Genomic DNA, 16,913 nt, shown 5'->3' with positions numbered 1-16,913 from the left:
GGTTTTACCTGTCCGTGAAATAAAAAATATCCCCCGTTTATCCACAGATCCGTCTTGTGACTAACTCTGTGGATAAATACTACATGTAGGGGGTTTGCGATAAGAAAAACGCTATATGGTGAGTATTCTAGTATCGAATCTTTTCAGCACAAGGGTTGATTTTGGCGTTAAATTGAGGTTGTGAAAGGGTAAAAAAGGCTAAGTCCTCGTACCGTAAGGCCTGGAAGACATGTCAATAATTAAGAAAAAAAATTCAAAATTTGATCGAGTGCTGATTTCTTCAACGGGAGGTCAGAATTGCGCAACATGATGTCGCGCAATCTTTATAAGAATAACGAATGACGTTAGTCGTTTTTGGCGGTTGTGTGCAACATATAGTTAACATCAACGCCCGGTGCGAGTTTGAATTTATTGGTTAGCGGATTGTAGTGCAGGCCGGTGATGTGCTGCTCTTTGAGCCACGTCTGGTCAACCCAGCTTAACAGCTCCGCAGGCTTGATGAATTTCTTCACGTCGTGCGTCCCTTTCGGCACCATGCGCAGTACATACTCCGCGCCAACGACGGCCATCAGCCACGCTTTACCGTTACGGTTGATGGTTGAGAAGAAGACCTGACCGCCCGGCTTCACCAGTTTTGCACAGGCATGTACCACCGACTGCGGATCGGGTACGTGCTCCAGCATCTCCATGCAGGTCACCACATCGTACTGATGGGCGTGTTTTGCCGCGTGTTCTTCCACGGTTTCCTGCACGTAGTCTACCTGTATGCCAGACTCCAGCGCATGAAGACGGGCAACCTGCAAAGGTTCAAAGCCCATATCCAGACCCGTGACGTTCGCCCCTTCGCGCGCCATGCTTTCCGCCAGGATGCCGCCGCCGCAGCCGACGTCGAGCACTTTCTTACCGAACAGGCCGCCGGAACGCTCCGCGATATAGCCCAGACGCAGCGGATTAATGCGATGCAGCGGTTTGAACTCACCTTCGAGATCCCACCAGCGGGACGCCACCGCTTCAAATTTGGCAATCTCTTCGTGGTCAACGTTGTGAGCCACCGGGGATTTTTCGGCATTCATGGGCGCTTTTACTCCTTATTTAGCAAGACAAAGGAGTATATCAGGCAATCCCCGTGAATAAAGCGTATAGGTTTACCTCAATCACCTCGGCTGTGTTATAATTTGCGACCTTTGAATCCGGGATACAGTAGAGGGATAGCGGTTAGATGAGCGACCTTGCGAGAGAAATTACACCGGTTAACATCGAGGAAGAGCTGAAGAGCTCCTATCTGGACTATGCGATGTCGGTCATTGTTGGCCGTGCGCTGCCGGACGTCCGCGATGGCCTGAAGCCGGTACACCGTCGCGTACTATACGCCATGAACGTATTGGGCAATGACTGGAATAAAGCCTATAAAAAATCTGCCCGCGTCGTCGGTGACGTCATCGGTAAATATCACCCGCATGGTGATACCGCCGTTTATGACACCATCGTTCGTATGGCGCAGCCATTCTCCTTGCGCTACATGCTGGTAGATGGTCAGGGTAACTTTGGTTCAGTCGACGGCGACTCCGCTGCGGCGATGCGTTATACGGAAATCCGTATGTCGAAAATCGCTCATGAGCTGATGGCCGACCTGGAAAAAGAGACCGTTGATTTCGTCGATAACTACGACGGCACCGAGCGCATCCCAGATGTGATGCCAACCAAGATCCCGAACCTGTTGGTTAACGGTTCTTCCGGTATCGCGGTCGGTATGGCAACCAACATTCCGCCGCACAACATCACGGAAGTGATCAACGGCTGTCTGGCCTATATCGACGATGAAGACATCAGCATTGAAGGGCTGATGACACACATTCCGGGCCCGGACTTCCCGACGGCGGCGATCATCAACGGTCGTCGCGGTATTGAAGAAGCGTACCGTACCGGCCGCGGCAAGATTTACATCCGTGCCCGCGCCGAAGTGGAAGCGGACGCTAAAACCGGCCGTGAAACCATTATTGTTCACGAGATCCCGTATCAGGTGAACAAAGCGCGTCTGATTGAAAAAATCGCCGAGCTGGTAAAAGAAAAACGTGTTGAAGGCATCAGCGCGCTGCGTGACGAGTCTGACAAAGACGGTATGCGCATCGTGATTGAGATCAAACGCGACGCGGTGGGTGAGGTTGTCCTGAACAACCTGTACTCCCAGACTCAGCTTCAGGTCTCCTTCGGTATCAACATGGTTGCGCTGCACCATGGTCAGCCGAAGATCATGAACCTGAAAGAGATCCTGAGCGCGTTCGTCCGTCACCGCCGTGAAGTGGTGACCCGTCGTACCATCTTCGAACTGCGCAAAGCGCGCGATCGTGCGCACATCCTTGAAGCGCTGGCGGTTGCGCTGGCCAACATCGACCCGATCATCGAACTGATCCGTCGTGCGCCAACCCCGGCAGAAGCGAAAACCGCGCTGATTTCCCGTCCGTGGGATCTGGGCAACGTCGCCGCGATGCTGGAACGTGCGGGCGATGACGCAGCGCGTCCTGAGTGGCTGGAGCCTGAATTCGGCGTGCGTGACGGTCAGTACTACCTGACGGAACAGCAGGCCCAGGCGATTCTGGATCTGCGACTGCAGAAACTGACCGGCCTTGAGCATGAAAAACTGCTCGACGAATACAAAGAGCTGCTGGAACAGATTGCTGAGCTGCTGCACATTCTGGGCAGCGCAGAGCGCCTGATGGAAGTGATCCGCGAAGAGCTGGAGCTGGTCCGCGATCAGTTCGGCGACGAGCGCCGCACCGAAATCACCGCCAACAGCGCGGACATCAACATCGAAGACCTGATCAACCAGGAAGACGTTGTTGTGACCCTGTCTCACCAGGGCTACGTGAAGTATCAGCCGTTAACGGACTACGAAGCACAGCGTCGTGGCGGTAAAGGTAAATCTGCAGCACGTATTAAAGAAGAAGACTTTATTGACCGCCTACTGGTGGCGAACACCCACGACACGATCCTCTGCTTCTCCAGCCGCGGTCGTCTGTACTGGATGAAAGTCTATCAGCTGCCGGAAGCAAGCCGCGGCGCGCGTGGTCGTCCAATCGTTAACCTGCTGCCGCTGGAAGCGAACGAACGTATCACCGCTATTCTACCGGTACGCGAGTACGAAGAGGGCGTGAACGTCTTTATGGCGACCGCCAGCGGTACCGTGAAGAAAACCGCGCTGACCGAATTCAGCCGTCCGCGTTCTGCCGGTATTATCGCCGTGAACCTGAACGAAGGCGACGAGCTGATTGGCGTGGATCTGACCTCGGGATCTGATGAAGTCATGCTGTTCTCTGCGGCCGGTAAAGTGGTGCGCTTCAAAGAAGACGCCGTCCGTGCAATGGGCCGTACCGCGACGGGCGTGCGTGGTATCAAGCTGGCTGGCGAAGACAGCGTTGTTTCTCTGATTATTCCGCGCGGTGAAGGGGCTATCCTGACCGTGACGCAGAATGGTTACGGTAAACGTACGGCGGAAGGGGAATACCCAACCAAGTCTCGCGGTACGCAGGGCGTTATCTCCATCAAGGTGACCGAGCGCAACGGTTCCGTTGTCGGCGCGGTGCAGGTGGATGATGCGGACCAGATCATGATGATCACCGATGCCGGTACGCTGGTGCGTACCCGCGTGTCTGAGATCAGCGTGGTGGGTCGTAACACCCAGGGCGTGATCCTCATCCGTACAGCGGAAGATGAAAACGTGGTGGGTCTGCAGCGCGTTGCCGAGCCGGTGGATGACGAAGAGCTCGACTCCATCGACGGCAGCGTTGCGGAAGGCGATGATGATATCGCGCCGGAAGCCGACACCGACGATGACGTAGCGGATGACGCTGACGAGTAATGTCTCCTGATGCAAAAAAGGGCCGGATTCCGGCCCTTTTCTTTTGCATTAGCAGATAAGTGAACGTTGCGACCTGGCGCGTTTACCGCTACCTTAACCACATTCTTTTGACCCCGACGGCGGAGCCTCGCCCCCTTGAAATACCTCGTCTCCTTTCGTACTACGCTGAAAGTCTCTCGCTATCTGTTTCGGGCGCTGGCGCTCCTGCTTTGGCTGCTGGTGGCCCTGTTCTCGGTGTTTTACATCGTTAACGCCCTGCACCAGAAAGAAGCGGAGATCCGCCAGGAGTTTAACTTAAGCTCCGACCAGGCCCAGCGCTACATTCAGCGAACGTCTGACGTCATGAAGGAGCTAAAGTATATTGCCGAAAATCGTCTGACGGCGGAAAACGGCATCCTTGCGCTTCGCGGGCGTGATGACAAAACCGAGGTCCCGGACTTCCAGCCGCTGTTCCCGGATTCCGATTGCTCCACCATGAGCAATACCTGGCGCGGGTCGCTGGAATCCCTTGCCTGGTTTATGCGCTACTGGCGCGACAATTTCTCCGCCGCCTATGACCTGAACCGCGTCTTCCTGATTGGCAGCGAGAATCTTTGCATGGCTGACTTTGGCCTGCGCGATGTGCCCGTTGAGCGTGATGATGCGCTGAAAAGCCTGCATGAACGTATTGTGAAATACCGCAATGCGCCGCAGGACGAGCGCGGGAATAACATCTTCTGGGTGAGCCAGGGCCCGCGCCCGGGCGTGGGGTATTTTTACGCCCTGACGCCGGTCTATCTGGGCAATCGCCTGCAGGCGCTGATGGGGATTGAGCAGACCATTCGCATGGAGAACTTCTTCACCCCGGGCAGCCTGCCCATGGGGGTGACCATTCTGGATGAAAATGGTCATCAGCTGATCTCCCTTGCCGGGCCCGATAACCGTCTAAACGTCGAACCGCACTGGATGCAGGAGCGGTCGTGGTTTGGCTATACCTCGGGTTTCCGCGAGCTGGTCCTGAAGAAGAGCCTGCCGCCTTCGTCGCTGAGTATCGTCTATTCGCTGCCGGTGGATATGGTGCTTGAGCGGATACGCATTCTTATCATGAATGCGATTCTGCTGAACCTGCTGGCGGGGGGCGCGCTGTTCACGCTGGCGCGCATGTATGAGCGGAAAATCTTTATTCCCGCAGAAAGCGACGCCCAGCGGCTCGAGGAACACGAGCAGTTTAACCGCAAGATTGTCGCCTCGGCGCCGGTGGGGATCTGTATTCTGCGTACCCAGGACGGAACCAACATCCTGAGTAATGAACTGGCGCATAACTACCTGAACATGCTGACGCATGAAGACCGGCAGAGGCTGACGCAAATTATCTGCGGCCAGCAGGTTAACTTCGTCGACGTGTTGACCAGTACGCACACCAATCTGCAGATTAGCTTCGTGCACTCCCGCTATCGCAATGAAAACGTGGCGATTTGCGTGCTGGTGGATGTTTCCGCCCGCGTGAAAATGGAAGAGTCGTTACAGGAGATGGCGCAGGCCGCAGAGCAGGCGAGTCAGTCGAAATCCATGTTCCTTGCGACCGTAAGCCACGAGCTGCGTACGCCGCTGTACGGGATTATCGGTAACCTCGATCTGCTGCAGACGAAGGAATTGCCGAAAGGAGTCGACAGACTGGTGACGGCGATGAACAACTCCTCCAGCCTGCTGCTGAAAATCATTAGCGATATTCTCGACTTCTCTAAAATTGAGTCTGAGCAGCTGAAAATTGAGCCGCGGGAATTCTCACCGCGCGAGGTGATGAACCACATCAGCGCCAACTATCTGCCGCTGGTCGTGCGTAAACAGCTGGGACTCTACTGCTTTATCGAACCGGACGTGCCGCTGACGCTGCACGGCGATCCGATGCGCCTGCAGCAGGTCATCTCCAACCTGCTCAGCAACGCCATCAAATTCACCGATACCGGCTGTATTGTGTTGCACGTCTGCCGGGCGGGGGATTACCTGAGCATTCGCGTGCGCGACACGGGGGTCGGCATTCCGGCGAAGGAGGTGGTTCGTCTGTTCGACCCGTTCTTCCAGGTCGGGACCGGCGTGCAGCGTAACTTCCAGGGAACCGGACTGGGGCTGGCGATTTGTGAGAAGCTCGTCAGCATGATGGACGGCGATATCTCCGTGGATACCGAGCCCGGCATGGGCAGCCAGTTCACCATCCGCATTCCGCTTTATTCGGCGCAGTATCCGGCAAAAGCCACGGTAGACGGGCTGAGCGACAAGCGCTGCTGGCTGGCGGTGCATAACGCCTCGCTGAATGACTATCTGACGGCGCTGCTTACCCACAGCGGCGTGAGGGTGTGCCGTTATGAAGGTCAAACGCCGGACGTGGACGATGTGCTGATCGCCGACGAGATGCTGGAGCTGCCGTGGCAGGGGAGAGGGTCAGTGCTCTTCTGCCGTCGCCACATCGGTATCCCGGTTGAGCGTGCGCCAGGAGAATGGGTACACAGTGTCGCAACCCCGCACGAGCTGTTGAGCCTGCTGGCGCGTATCTACAAAGTGGAACTGGAAGAGAGCGACGGCGCGGGCGGATTGCCGTCACCGGAGTCTCTGGCGTCGGTGAATGACGATATGATGATTCTGGTGGTGGATGACCATCCAATTAACCGTCGCCTGCTGGCTGACCAGCTTGGATCGCTGGGCTATCAGTGCAAAACCGCCAATGACGGCGTGGATGCGCTGAACGTGCTGAGTAAGAATCATATTGATATCGTGCTGAGTGACGTCAACATGCCTAACATGGACGGCTACCGTCTGACGCAGCGCATCCGGCAGCTTGGCCTGACGTTGCCGGTGGTGGGCGTAACGGCGAACGCGCTGGCGGAAGAAAAGCAGCGCTGTCTGGAGTCAGGGATGGACAGCTGTCTGTCCAAACCGGTGACGCTGGACGTGCTTAAGCAGACCTTGTCGATTTACGCGGAGCGCGTGAGAAAAACCAGAATATAAAAAAGGCCCGCAAGGGCCTTTTATGTTTTTTACCCTCTCCCGGGGAAGAGGGATGGGGTGAGGGCATCAGGCCGCACACCCGTCGGAATCAATCCTTGTCCGTTGCGCTCAGCGTGACGGAGGAGAGATAGTTCAGCAGTGCAATATCGTTGTCCACGCCCAGCTTCATCATCGCTGATTTCTTCTGGCTGCTGATGGTTTTAATACTGCGGTTCAGCTTCTTGGCAATCTCGGTCACCAGGAAGCCTTCTGCGAACAGGCGCAGAACTTCACTCTCTTTCGGAGACAGGCGTTTGTCACCGTAGCCACCCGCGCTGATTTTTTCCAGCAGACGAGAAACGCTTTCAGGCGTGAACTTCTTGCCTTTCTGCAGCGCTGCGAGCGCTTTTGGCAGATCGGTCGGTGCGCCCTGTTTCAGCACAATCCCTTCGATGTCCAGATCCAGTACCGCGCTCAGGATCGCCGGGTTGTTGTTCATGGTCAGAACAATGATCGAGATATCCGGGAAGTGGCGTTTAATATATTTGATGAGCGTGATCCCATCACCGTATTTGTCTCCAGGCATGGAGAGGTCGGTAATGAGCACGTGTGCATCAAGCTTTGGGAGGTTATTGATCAGTGCTGTAGAGTCTTCAAATTCACCGACTACATTCACCCACTCGATCTGTTCAAGTGATTTGCGAATACCGAACAGTACAATCGGATGGTCATCGGCAATAATTACGTTCATATTGTTCATGTATAAGGCTACCTTGCTACAGCAAGCTTTTGACGTAGGCGTCAATGTCGCTGATGTATTTTTCAATGCCAGAGGCATCTTTCTCACGAATTAGATGTTCCAGCGTTTCACATAACTGCTTGCCGGGAACCAGATTAAGCATGGCAAACACCCCTTTAAGCCGGTGTGCTGTCTGTGCCAGCGCTGCAAAATCATTCGCAGCGGACTCAGTATACAACCGCTTAACATCATCTGGTACTGTATCAACAAAGAGTGAATAGTATCCGCTGGCGTGAAGCTCGGCATTTTCATTACCGCCAAGCGGGGATTCCGCTATCTCTTCCTGCGCCAGCTGCTCTTCTATTAGTTGTAGTACAGCTTCCTGCATCGCATTGCTTATATTAAAGTTGACGCGCAGCTGGCCAGGGCCGATTTTCCGCACGCCTGACTCATCATCGCTTAAAAGCAAGCCGGAGGCAGTAAGATTAGACGGATTATCAGTTAAAAACAGATCAAATTCTTGACTTGCAAGTCTTTCATCCGGCGTGATGCAGGCCGCACCCCAGTTTTCTAACTGGCGAACGACAATATTGCGGATCTCGTTCGACGTAACGTCGACCATCACCACGACATCATCGAGCAGACGTTCTTCATCTTCTTCCTGCGGATTGGCGGCCATTTTCACGTGCAGAGAATAGCGGGTGCCGAGGGATTCACGGGCCTTGATATTGAGATGGCCGCCGAGCTTACGCGCCAGCTGATCGCATAGCCAGAAGGTAAGGGCATTTGCCTTGCCGTAGCGATCGCTTTGTGTGTCATTCAGGAACGGGAAGTGCAGATTATCAATTTCACTCGTGGTGACGCCTTCCCCGGTGTCCAGGATGCGGAACGTCAGGCGGTCTTCTGCCGACTCCTCCGTACTGACTTCAAGGGTGATTTTACCGATCTGCGTGGTGGTCACCGCGTATTGAATAATCATCAACAGTATGCGGCGCAACGCTTCACGATCGCCGTGGCGTTCGTCATTTGCCGGGAGATTGTTATTGATCAGCAGCTGCAGCCCTTTGCGCTTAATCACGGGCAGGACTTCCGGAACCACTTCATCAATCAGAGCCTGAATAGAGAAGAGGCTTGGCGTTCCCTTCCAGAAATCATTCTCCAGCATGTTCGCCAGCTGGATCTCATCAACCATTCTGACCAGCGAGTCGGCCTGACAGGCAAGCTGGTGGCTTTCTGACGTATTTAACGCCGCCGCCTGGGTCGCCAGCGTTTTTAACGGCTGCTTGAAGGCATCGCCAATGTTCTGCATAAATGCGGCGCGCCCCTGCTGGTTTTTCTCATACAGCCTTTGCGCCTGCTTGAGCTTTTTATTCACCAGCACTTCGCGATCCTGATCGCGGATGATGAAGATTTGCGTGCGTGGAGCCACCTGGCTGCGGAACTGGCGGATCTCGTACAGTTCATTGTTGATGGTGGCCTGAATCACCCCCTGGTGCTGATCCGCCATGGTGGTGATATTCTGCAGGTTAAGATGCGGCAGCAGATGGTCGGCAATTTTGTTGCTCATCACCGTACGATTCGCTTCCTGGTCGTGAACTAAGACCCCAAGCGGCAGCACGGAAACAATCTCTTCATTCAGCGCGCGTAATACGCGCAGCTCATTGCTGGTGCCGGCAGGAACCGCAGAGGCGTCGCTTTGACGCCCCGACTGGAAACGGAAGGTGCTGTACCCAAACAGGGCCAGCGCCAGCAGACCGATATTCAGCAGCAGAGGCAGCAGGATATTTTGCAGGGTATCCAGCAGCAGCGTGCCAAACGGCACCTGCCACACCAGACGCATACCGGTCGAGTTCAGGGATGAGGCAATTTCGATTTTCGAGCCGTTAAAGGAGATCGATACGCTCTCTGCGGCCTCTTTGTCAGATGCCGCACGCATGTTTTGAGTGCTGCTGTCGGGCTCCAGACGGAAGCTATCGAGCGGCATGTCCGGTGGGATTAAATCATTTATCGGTAAATCGAAGGCGACCACCGTCGCCAGATGTCCTGGCTGGTTGAACGTGGTGCGCAGAGTAAAATAATGACCGTTTTGCCATGCCAGACGGCGCAGAGAAGAGAAGCTCTCACGTTCATCAAGCGCATTCGCCTGTTGCAGCATCTCTGCCCGGCGGGAATCGACGATGCTGCCCACGGTGGTCTCTTTAAAACCGGAAGAGAGATCTTTTAACGGCAGCGTAGAGATCAGGATCATGCTGTTGTCCTGACCATTCAGATAATACATCGACCATGGCACCGTTTCGGCACCCCAGAGGGTATCCAGATAGGTCGAAATACGCTGCGTCATCTCAAGCGTCGCGCTGTCGTGAGAGCCAAAAATAAGCGCCTCGGTTTTACGCTGCGGTTTTTCGAGGTAATAGACATCCTGCTTAAGCCGCGTCTCCTGAAGTCCATCTCCGGACGAGGAGGCAGGCGCGGCCGCGATATTGTCGTAAATCTGCCATGTGGCGTAGCGCCAGGTATCTATGCGCTTATGGACGGCGTGGGTGATATCGACGACCTGATAGCTCTTATCCTTCAGCCATGCATTAACCGCGCTTTGTACCATCACCCCCATGGTCACTAACAGCACAACGATCAAAAGAAGAAAGAAACGGGTGATGCTCCCGGGAAGGAGGGAGAATTTGCTCGGGGCGGTGGTTTCAGTCTGACTCATTGATATCTTTAACCCGTTGTGGTCGTGCTCTGTGGCGATAGGGCAGTATAAAGGGTAATAACTGAATTTCCAGCGCCACTGTCCGGGAAGTGGCGACTTTTTCACTGGACAATATCGGCGGTGGATGGAGCAATAAACGTGTACAAACTCGCCGTGCGCGTACAAATAATAAGTGCGCTAAGCCAGCAAATAGCACGAATTAACAAGAAATTAAGCGCTATATCATTTGTGTGCCAGAGAAGGATAGCCGGTGAGAAATTAGTTAATAGTCGTTACAATTTCGGAACGGTAGCACAAAAAATGAGAAGTTACGTAAAGAAAGGTAAAAAAAAACCGAATGCGAAGCATTCGGCTCAATTAGGGATAAACAGACATTCAAAATTGAATGACGGTAATAAATAAAGTTAATGATGATAGCGAGAGTTATTTTAGAGATTAGGTGCGATCTTGTTTTGTCATTCAGTGCTGTAACGGATTTTATTGTAAGATATTGATTTATATGTGGTGTATTTTTCGTTTGATTATAAGTGCTAATTTTCTAAGCTATTTGTGCTTTGTAAAAGTTCCTTGGTATTTACATTTTGAAACATGTTGATAGATAAATGAAACATCTTCAAAGTTTTCGTATCATATTCGCATTGGATTATTCTGTAATTTTGCGGAGAATGAAATTGCCGACTGGTTAATGAGGGTTAACCAGTAAGCAGTGGCAATTATAAGGCATATAACAGAGGGTTAATAAAATGAAAGTTAAAGTACTGTCCCTCCTGGTACCAGCACTCCTGGTGGCAGGCGCAGCAAATGCGGCCGAAATTTATAACAAAGATGGCAACAAATTAGATCTGTACGGTAAAGTTGATGGTCTGCACTATTTCTCTGACGACAAGGGTGCCGACGGCGACCAGACCTACATGCGTCTCGGATTCAAGGGCGAAACTCAGGTTAACGATCAGCTGACCGGCTACGGCCAGTGGGAATACCAGATCCAGGGCAACACCTCCGAAAGCGAAAATGATGCCTGGACGCGTGTGGCGTTCGCGGGTCTGAAATTCGGTGACGCGGGTTCTTTCGATTACGGTCGTAACTACGGCGTAATCTACGACGTAACCTCCTGGACTGACGTTCTGCCAGAATTTGGTGGCGATACCTACGGCGCAGACAACTTCCTGCAGTCCCGTGCAAACGGCGTTGCGACCTATCGTAACCAGGACTTCTTTGGTCTGGTGGATGGTCTGAACTTTGCTCTGCAGTATCAGGGTAAAAACGGCAGCGTAAGCGGTGAAAACGTGGGTGGACGCAGCCTGCTGAAACAGAACGGCGACGGCTACGGTGCTTCCGTGACCTATAACCTGGGCGAAGGCTTCAGCGTAGGTGGCGCAATGTCCTCCTCCAAACGTACTGCCGATCAGAACGGTGCAAGCGTTTACGGTCATGGCGATAACGCAGAAGTCTATTCTGGTGGCCTGAAATACGATGCCAACAACATCTATCTGGCAGCGCAGTACTCCCAGACCTACAACGCAACCCGTTTCGGTACCTCTAATGGCGACAGCCCGACTACCGCTTACGGTTTTGCTAACAAAGCGCAGAACTTCGAAGTGGTTGCTCAGTACCAGTTCGACTTCGGTCTGCGTCCATCCGTGGCCTACCTGCAGTCTAAAGGCAAAGACATCGAAGGTTACGGCGATCAGGATCTGCTGAAATATGTTGACGTTGGTGCGACTTACTACTTCAACAAAAACATGTCCACCTATGTGGATTACAAAATCAACCTGGTTGATGAAAATGAATTCACCCGTCAGGCGGGTATCGGTACTGACGATATCGTAGCGCTGGGCCTGGTTTACCAGTTCTAATCGCTTTATCGTGTGACGTAAGGGGCCTGATGGCCCCTTTTTTGTGCTTCCCCGATTCTCACTACTCACCCGTTTTGGTGTACTCTTGCCGCCCTGGCATGAGGATAATAATGAATGGACATGACTTTTTTACGCGCCAGCTTTCTGGCTATGCTTTTTTTCCTGACCGCGTGTGACGATCCCGCGCCCGTGGCGAAAACCGACGCACCCGCCGCGACGGTGCTCGAAGGCAAAACGATGGGAACCTTCTGGCGCGTCAGTGTGATGAACCTCGATAAAACTCGCACGGATGAGCTTCACGGCAAAATTCAGGCGCAGCTGGACGCCGACGATCAGCTGCTCTCAACCTATAAAAATGACTCGGCGCTGATGCGCTTTAATCTCTCCACCAGTACCTCTCTGTGGCCGGTGAGCGAGGCGATGGCCGATATCGTGACTGAATCCATACGCGTGGGTTACAAAACTAACGGGGCGATGGATGTGACCGTCGGCCCTCTGGTGAACCTCTGGGGATTTGGCCCGAATAAACAGCCGGTGAAGACGCCTGAACAGGCGGCCATTGATGACGCCCGCGCCCGAACGGGGCTGCAGCATCTGACGGTGATCAACCAGTACGGGCAGCAGTACCTGCAAAAAGATATTCCCGATCTGTTTGTCGATCTGTCAACGGTCGGGGAAGGCTATGCGGCGGATCATCTTGCTGCACTGATGGCGCAGGAAGGCATTTCCCGTTATCTGGTCTCGGTTGGCGGCGCGTTGGTCAGCCGGGGCATGAACGCTAGCGATAAGCCGTGGCGCGTAGCGATTCAAAAACCAACCGATCGGCAAAATGCCGTGCAGGCGATAGTGGATATCAACGGACATGGCATCAGTACATCCGGAAGCTATCGTAACTATTACGAGCTTGACGGGAAGCGTATTTCACATGTTATCGATCCGCAGACCGGGCGCCCCATCATGCATAATCTGGTCTCAGTGACGGTCATTGCCCCCACCGCGCTGGAAGCGGATGCCTGGGATACCGGGTTAATGGTTCTCGGCCCGGAAAAAGCTAAAGAGGTGGTCCGTCAGGAAGGGCTGGCGGTTTATATGATTGTTAAAGAGGGCGACGGGTTTAAAACCTGGAGCTCGCCGCAGTTCAACAGTTTCCTGGTCAGCGACAAAAATTAAAAAGCAAGGTTGCGGGTTTTTTATCGGTGGCGCTCAGGCACGCTCTATATATGCTTATACGAGGAGCCGATCATGAAAAAGCCAACCTTAATTACCGATGAGGATCGCTGGCAGGCCGTGCTGGCCCGCGATCCGCTCGCTGACGATCAGTTTGTCTTCGCCGTGCAGACAACGGGTATTTTCTGCCGTCCGTCATGTCGCGCCCGCCACGCGCTGCGTAAAAATGTTCGTTTTTATCCTGATGCCCGGCATGCCGCTCAGGCAGGGTTTCGCCCGTGCAAGCGCTGCATGCCGGACAAACGCGATCCGCAGGCGCAGAAGCTGGAAAAAGTGGAACATGCCTGCCGGCTTCTGGAGCAGGATCCTGCGTTAACCCTGGAGAGGCTGGCGGAGCAGGTTGCCATGAGTCCTTTCCATTTCCACCGCCTGTTTAAGTCGGTGACGGGCATGACGCCAAAAGCCTGGCAGCTGGCGGTGCGGGGTCAGCGTCTGCGCACCGCGCTTGCGCAGGGAGACAAAATTACCGACGCCGTGCTGGCGGCGGGATTTCCCGACAGCAGCAGCTATTATCGTAAAGCCAACGATGCATTAGGCATGACGGCGAAGCAGTACCGTAAAGGAGAGGTGGCCGTGCGGTATGCCATCGATGACTGTTCGTTGGGACGCTGTCTGGTCGCCGAAAGCGAGCGGGGGATCTGCGCGATTCTGCTGGGTGACACCGATGCTGAAGTAACCGCAGAGCTTGCCACGCAATTTCCAAAAGCTACGCACGCGCCGCTGGACGACGCGTTTGTGCAGCGGATCCACCAGGTCATTGCCAGTATTGATAATCGCGACGTACCGCTTGCGCTGCCGCTGGATATTCGTGGAACTGCTTTCCAGCAGCGCGTCTGGCAGGCACTTCGCAACATTCCCTGCGGCGAAACGGCAAGCTACCAGCAGGTGGCGCAGGCGATTGGCCAGCCCAGGGCGGTACGCGCCGTTGCCGGAGCCTGTGCGGCAAACACGCTGGCGATTGTGATCCCCTGTCATCGCGTGGTTCGCAACGACGGTGCGCTGTCGGGCTACCGCTGGGGGACGGCGCGAAAAGCGCTATTACTGAAACGTGAGGCGAAACGTCAGGAGGGATAATGCTCGATCTTTTTGCGGATGCTGAACCCTGGCAGGAGCCGCTTGCGCCGGGGGCGGTTATCCTGCGTCGCTTTGCTCTCTCCCGTGCGGAGGCGTTGCTTGCCGGAATTGAAGAGGTCACAGCGGTTTCACCGTTTCGTCATATGGTAACGCCGGGCGGCTACACCATGTCGGTGGCCATGGCCAACTGCGGCGAACTGGGCTGGGCGACGAACGAGCGGGGCTATCTGTATGCCCCGAACGATCCTGCGACCGGCCAGCCCTGGCCTCCGATGCCTGCGGTTTTTCAGGCGCTTTGCCGTGAGGCCGCCGTGGCAGCCGAGTATCCTGACTTTCGGCCGGATGCCTGCCTGATTAACCGCTATGCCGTTGGCGCAAAGCTCTCGCTGCATCAGGATAAGGATGAACCCGATCTGCGCGCGCCTATCGTCTCGGTATCGTTAGGTCTGCCCGCCGTCTTCCAGTTTGGGGGATTACGCCGCAACGATCCGCTCAAACGCATCATGCTGGAACATGGCGATGTGGTGGTGTGGGGCAGGGAATCGCGGCTTTATTATCACGGCATTCAGCCGTTGAAACCCGGCGTCCACCCCCTCATGGGTGAGTACCGCTTTAATCTGACCTTCCGTCAGGCGGGGATGAATAAACTAAAATAAGAATTATTCTTGATGTCCGCGCAGGGCAGTTTACACTGCTGGCTGATTTTTATTGTCCGGATTGCCTGCATGCAACTACTTCTCCTCGTCTGGCGTCAGTATCGCTGGCCCTTCATCGCCGTTATGGCGTTAAGCCTTGCCAGCGCCGCGCTGGGTATTGGCCTGATCGCGTTTATTAACGTGCGGTTGATAGAAATGGTCGACACCTCGCTCTCCGTATTGCCGGAGTTTCTTGGCCTTCTGCTGCTGTTGATGGCGGTTACGCTCGGCTCACAGCTGGCGCTGACCGCGCTTGGCCACCATTTCGTTTTTCGTTTGCGCAGTGAGTTTATCAAGCGGATCCTGGACACCCAAATAGAGCGCGTTGAGCAGCTCGGCAGCGCCTCCCTGCTGGCGGGGCTGACCAGCGACGTGCGCGCCATTACCATCGCGTTCGTTCGTCTGCCGGAGCTGGTGCAGGGGATCATTCTGACCTTTGGCTCGGCGGCCTATCTCGCCTGGCTCTCCACCAAAATGCTGGCGGTGACTGCACTGTGGATCGCCATCACCATCTGGGGCGGTTTTATGCTGGTGTCGCGCGTCTATAAACATATGGCGGTGCTGCGCGAAACCGAAGATAAGCTCTATAACGATTACCAGACGGTACTGGAAGGGCGTAAAGAACTCACCCTGAACCGCGAGCGCGCCGAGTATATCTTTAACAATCTCTATATCCCGGACGCGCGCGAATACCGGCATCACATTATTCGCGCTGATACCTTCCACCTGAGCGCGGTGAACTGGTCAAACATTATGATGCTGGGTGCCATTGGCCTGGTATTCTGGATGGCGAACAGCCTGGGCTGGGCGGACACCAACGTAGCGGCAACATACTCACTGACGCTGCTGTTTTTGCGCACGCCGCTGCTCTCGGCGGTCGGCGCGTTGCCCACCTTGCTGAGTGCGCAGGTGGCCTTTAATAAGCTCAAAAAATTCGATCTCGCGCCGTTCCAGGCAGAATTTCCGCGCCCGCAGGCCTTCCCGAACTGGCAGACGCTCGAGCTACGTAACGTCACGTTCCGCTATCAGGACAGCGCCTTCTCCGTGGGGCCGATCAACCTGACGATCCGCCGCGGCGAGCTGTTGTTCCTGATTGGCGGCAACGGCAGCGGTAAATCGACGCTGGCTATGCTGCTCACCGGGCTTTATCAGCCGCAGTCGGGCGAGATTTTGCTGGATGGCAGGGCGCTGAGCGCGGAGAAACCTGAAGATTACCGCAAGCTTTTCTCGGCGGTGTTCACCGACGTTTGGCTGTTCGATCGGCTGCTGGGGCCGGATGGGCAGCAGGCTAGTCCGGCGCTGGTGGAAAAATGGCTGGCGCAGCTGCAGATGTCGCACAAGCTGGAATTACAGGACGGGAAGATCCTCAACCTGAAGCTTTCCAAAGGGCAGAAAAAGCGCGTGGCGCTGCTGCTGGCGCTGGCGGAAGAGCGTGACATCATCCTGCTCGACGAGTGGGCAGCGGATCAGGACCCGCATTTCCGCCGCGAATTTTATCAGGTGCTGCTGCCGCTGATGCAGGAGATGGGCAAAACCATTTTCGCCATCAGCCACGACGATCACTACTTCATTCATGCTGACCGCCTGCTGGAGATGCGCGACGGCAGGCTGAGCGAGCTGACCGGTGAAGAGCGCGATGCGGCATCGCGTGACGCGGTGGCGCGTACGGCCTGAAGCCTTCACCCTAACCCTCTCCCACAGGGAGAGGGGAGAGATCGTGGCCGTAATGCCGCTTTTTTCTCCATCCCGGCCCGTTGTTTATTCTTATTTACATATCCCCGCGCTATGCTTAACC

The 16,913-nt window shown here is 54.8% G+C and carries 10 protein-coding genes; 7 read left to right on the top strand and 3 right to left on the bottom strand.

Annotated features, from left to right (window positions below):
* Positions 1-344: 344 nt before the first annotated feature.
* Positions 345-1,073: a bifunctional 2-polyprenyl-6-hydroxyphenol methylase/3-demethylubiquinol 3-O-methyltransferase UbiG gene (gene ubiG / locus ELK40_RS15705; RefSeq protein ID WP_021241539.1), complete on the bottom strand. Its 729-nt coding sequence runs from the start codon at positions 1,071-1,073 to the stop codon at positions 345-347.
* Between the two features lie 146 nt (positions 1,074-1,219).
* Here ubiG and gyrA point away from each other — a divergent pair, with 146 nt between their 5' ends.
* Positions 1,220-3,856 carry a DNA topoisomerase (ATP-hydrolyzing) subunit A gene (gene gyrA / locus ELK40_RS15700; protein WP_111965289.1) on the top strand — a complete coding sequence of 879 codons (2,637 nt, stop codon included), beginning with the start codon at positions 1,220-1,222 and terminating at the stop codon, positions 3,854-3,856.
* 135 nt (positions 3,857-3,991) lie between these two features.
* Positions 3,992-6,838 (top strand): two-component system sensor histidine kinase RcsC, encoded by a 2,847-nt coding sequence (rcsC, locus tag ELK40_RS15695; protein WP_127731758.1) that lies wholly within the window; start codon positions 3,992-3,994, stop codon positions 6,836-6,838.
* Positions 6,839-6,926: 88 nt separating this feature from the next.
* Here rcsC and rcsB read toward each other — a convergent pair whose 3' ends face one another.
* The gene (rcsB, locus tag ELK40_RS15690; protein ID WP_003859405.1) at positions 6,927-7,577 is read right to left on the bottom strand and encodes a response regulator transcription factor RcsB; all 651 of its coding nucleotides are present in this window, start codon (positions 7,575-7,577) and stop codon (positions 6,927-6,929) included.
* A 16-nt stretch (positions 7,578-7,593) separates the two neighbouring features.
* Positions 7,594-10,266 (bottom strand): phosphotransferase RcsD, encoded by a 2,673-nt coding sequence (gene rcsD, locus ELK40_RS15685; protein WP_111965291.1) that lies wholly within the window; start codon positions 10,264-10,266, stop codon positions 7,594-7,596.
* 743 nt (positions 10,267-11,009) lie between these two features.
* Here rcsD and ELK40_RS15675 point away from each other — a divergent pair.
* The 5 genes from ELK40_RS15675 to ELK40_RS15655 all read left to right on the top strand — a co-directional run bounded on the left by ELK40_RS15675 (position 11,010) and on the right by ELK40_RS15655 (position 16,792).
* Entirely contained in the window at positions 11,010-12,122 is a 1,113-nt protein-coding gene (locus ELK40_RS15675; RefSeq protein ID WP_033146057.1) for a porin OmpC, read from the top strand.
* A 114-nt stretch (positions 12,123-12,236) separates the two neighbouring features.
* On the top strand, positions 12,237-13,292 hold the full coding sequence (gene apbE, locus ELK40_RS15670; RefSeq protein WP_115875874.1) for an FAD:protein FMN transferase ApbE: 1,056 nt from the start codon (positions 12,237-12,239) through the stop codon (positions 13,290-13,292).
* 72 nt (positions 13,293-13,364) lie between these two features.
* Positions 13,365-14,423, top strand: coding sequence for a bifunctional DNA-binding transcriptional regulator/O6-methylguanine-DNA methyltransferase Ada (gene ada / locus ELK40_RS15665; RefSeq protein WP_127731754.1), 1,059 nt, complete (start codon positions 13,365-13,367; stop codon positions 14,421-14,423).
* A complete protein-coding gene (gene alkB / locus ELK40_RS15660) occupies positions 14,423-15,079 on the top strand; it encodes a DNA oxidative demethylase AlkB (protein WP_127731752.1) in 657 nt (218 codons plus the stop codon). Before ada ends, alkB begins: the two co-directional genes overlap by 1 nt.
* A 69-nt stretch (positions 15,080-15,148) precedes the next feature.
* The gene (locus tag ELK40_RS15655) at positions 15,149-16,792 is read left to right on the top strand and encodes a multidrug ABC transporter permease/ATP-binding protein (protein ID WP_127731750.1); all 1,644 of its coding nucleotides are present in this window, start codon (positions 15,149-15,151) and stop codon (positions 16,790-16,792) included.
* Positions 16,793-16,913 lie beyond the last annotated feature (121 nt).

This window comes from Enterobacter sp. N18-03635, from assembly GCF_004006055.1.
Taxonomy (GTDB): domain Bacteria; phylum Pseudomonadota; class Gammaproteobacteria; order Enterobacterales; family Enterobacteriaceae; genus Enterobacter; species Enterobacter vonholyi.
This window is presented reverse-complemented; position numbering and strand designations above follow the sequence as displayed.

Excerpts from the sequence above, each read along its gene's own strand:
- rcsD (WP_111965291.1), bottom strand. The coding sequence starts at position 10,266 with ATGAGTCAGACTGAAACCACCGCCCCGAGCAAATTCTCCCTCCTTCCC.
- alkB (WP_127731752.1), top strand. The coding sequence starts at position 14,423 with ATGCTCGATCTTTTTGCGGATGCTGAACCCTGGCAGGAGCCGCTTGCG.
- ELK40_RS15655 (WP_127731750.1), top strand. The coding sequence starts at position 15,149 with ATGCAACTACTTCTCCTCGTCTGGCGTCAGTATCGCTGGCCCTTCATC.
- ELK40_RS15675 (WP_033146057.1), top strand. The coding sequence starts at position 11,010 with ATGAAAGTTAAAGTACTGTCCCTCCTGGTACCAGCACTCCTGGTGGCA.
- apbE (WP_115875874.1), top strand. The coding sequence starts at position 12,237 with ATGGACATGACTTTTTTACGCGCCAGCTTTCTGGCTATGCTTTTTTTC.
- gyrA (WP_111965289.1), top strand. The coding sequence starts at position 1,220 with ATGAGCGACCTTGCGAGAGAAATTACACCGGTTAACATCGAGGAAGAG.
- rcsB (WP_003859405.1), bottom strand. The coding sequence starts at position 7,577 with ATGAACAATATGAACGTAATTATTGCCGATGACCATCCGATTGTACTG.
- ubiG (WP_021241539.1), bottom strand. The coding sequence starts at position 1,073 with ATGAATGCCGAAAAATCCCCGGTGGCTCACAACGTTGACCACGAAGAG.
- ada (WP_127731754.1), top strand. The coding sequence starts at position 13,365 with ATGAAAAAGCCAACCTTAATTACCGATGAGGATCGCTGGCAGGCCGTG.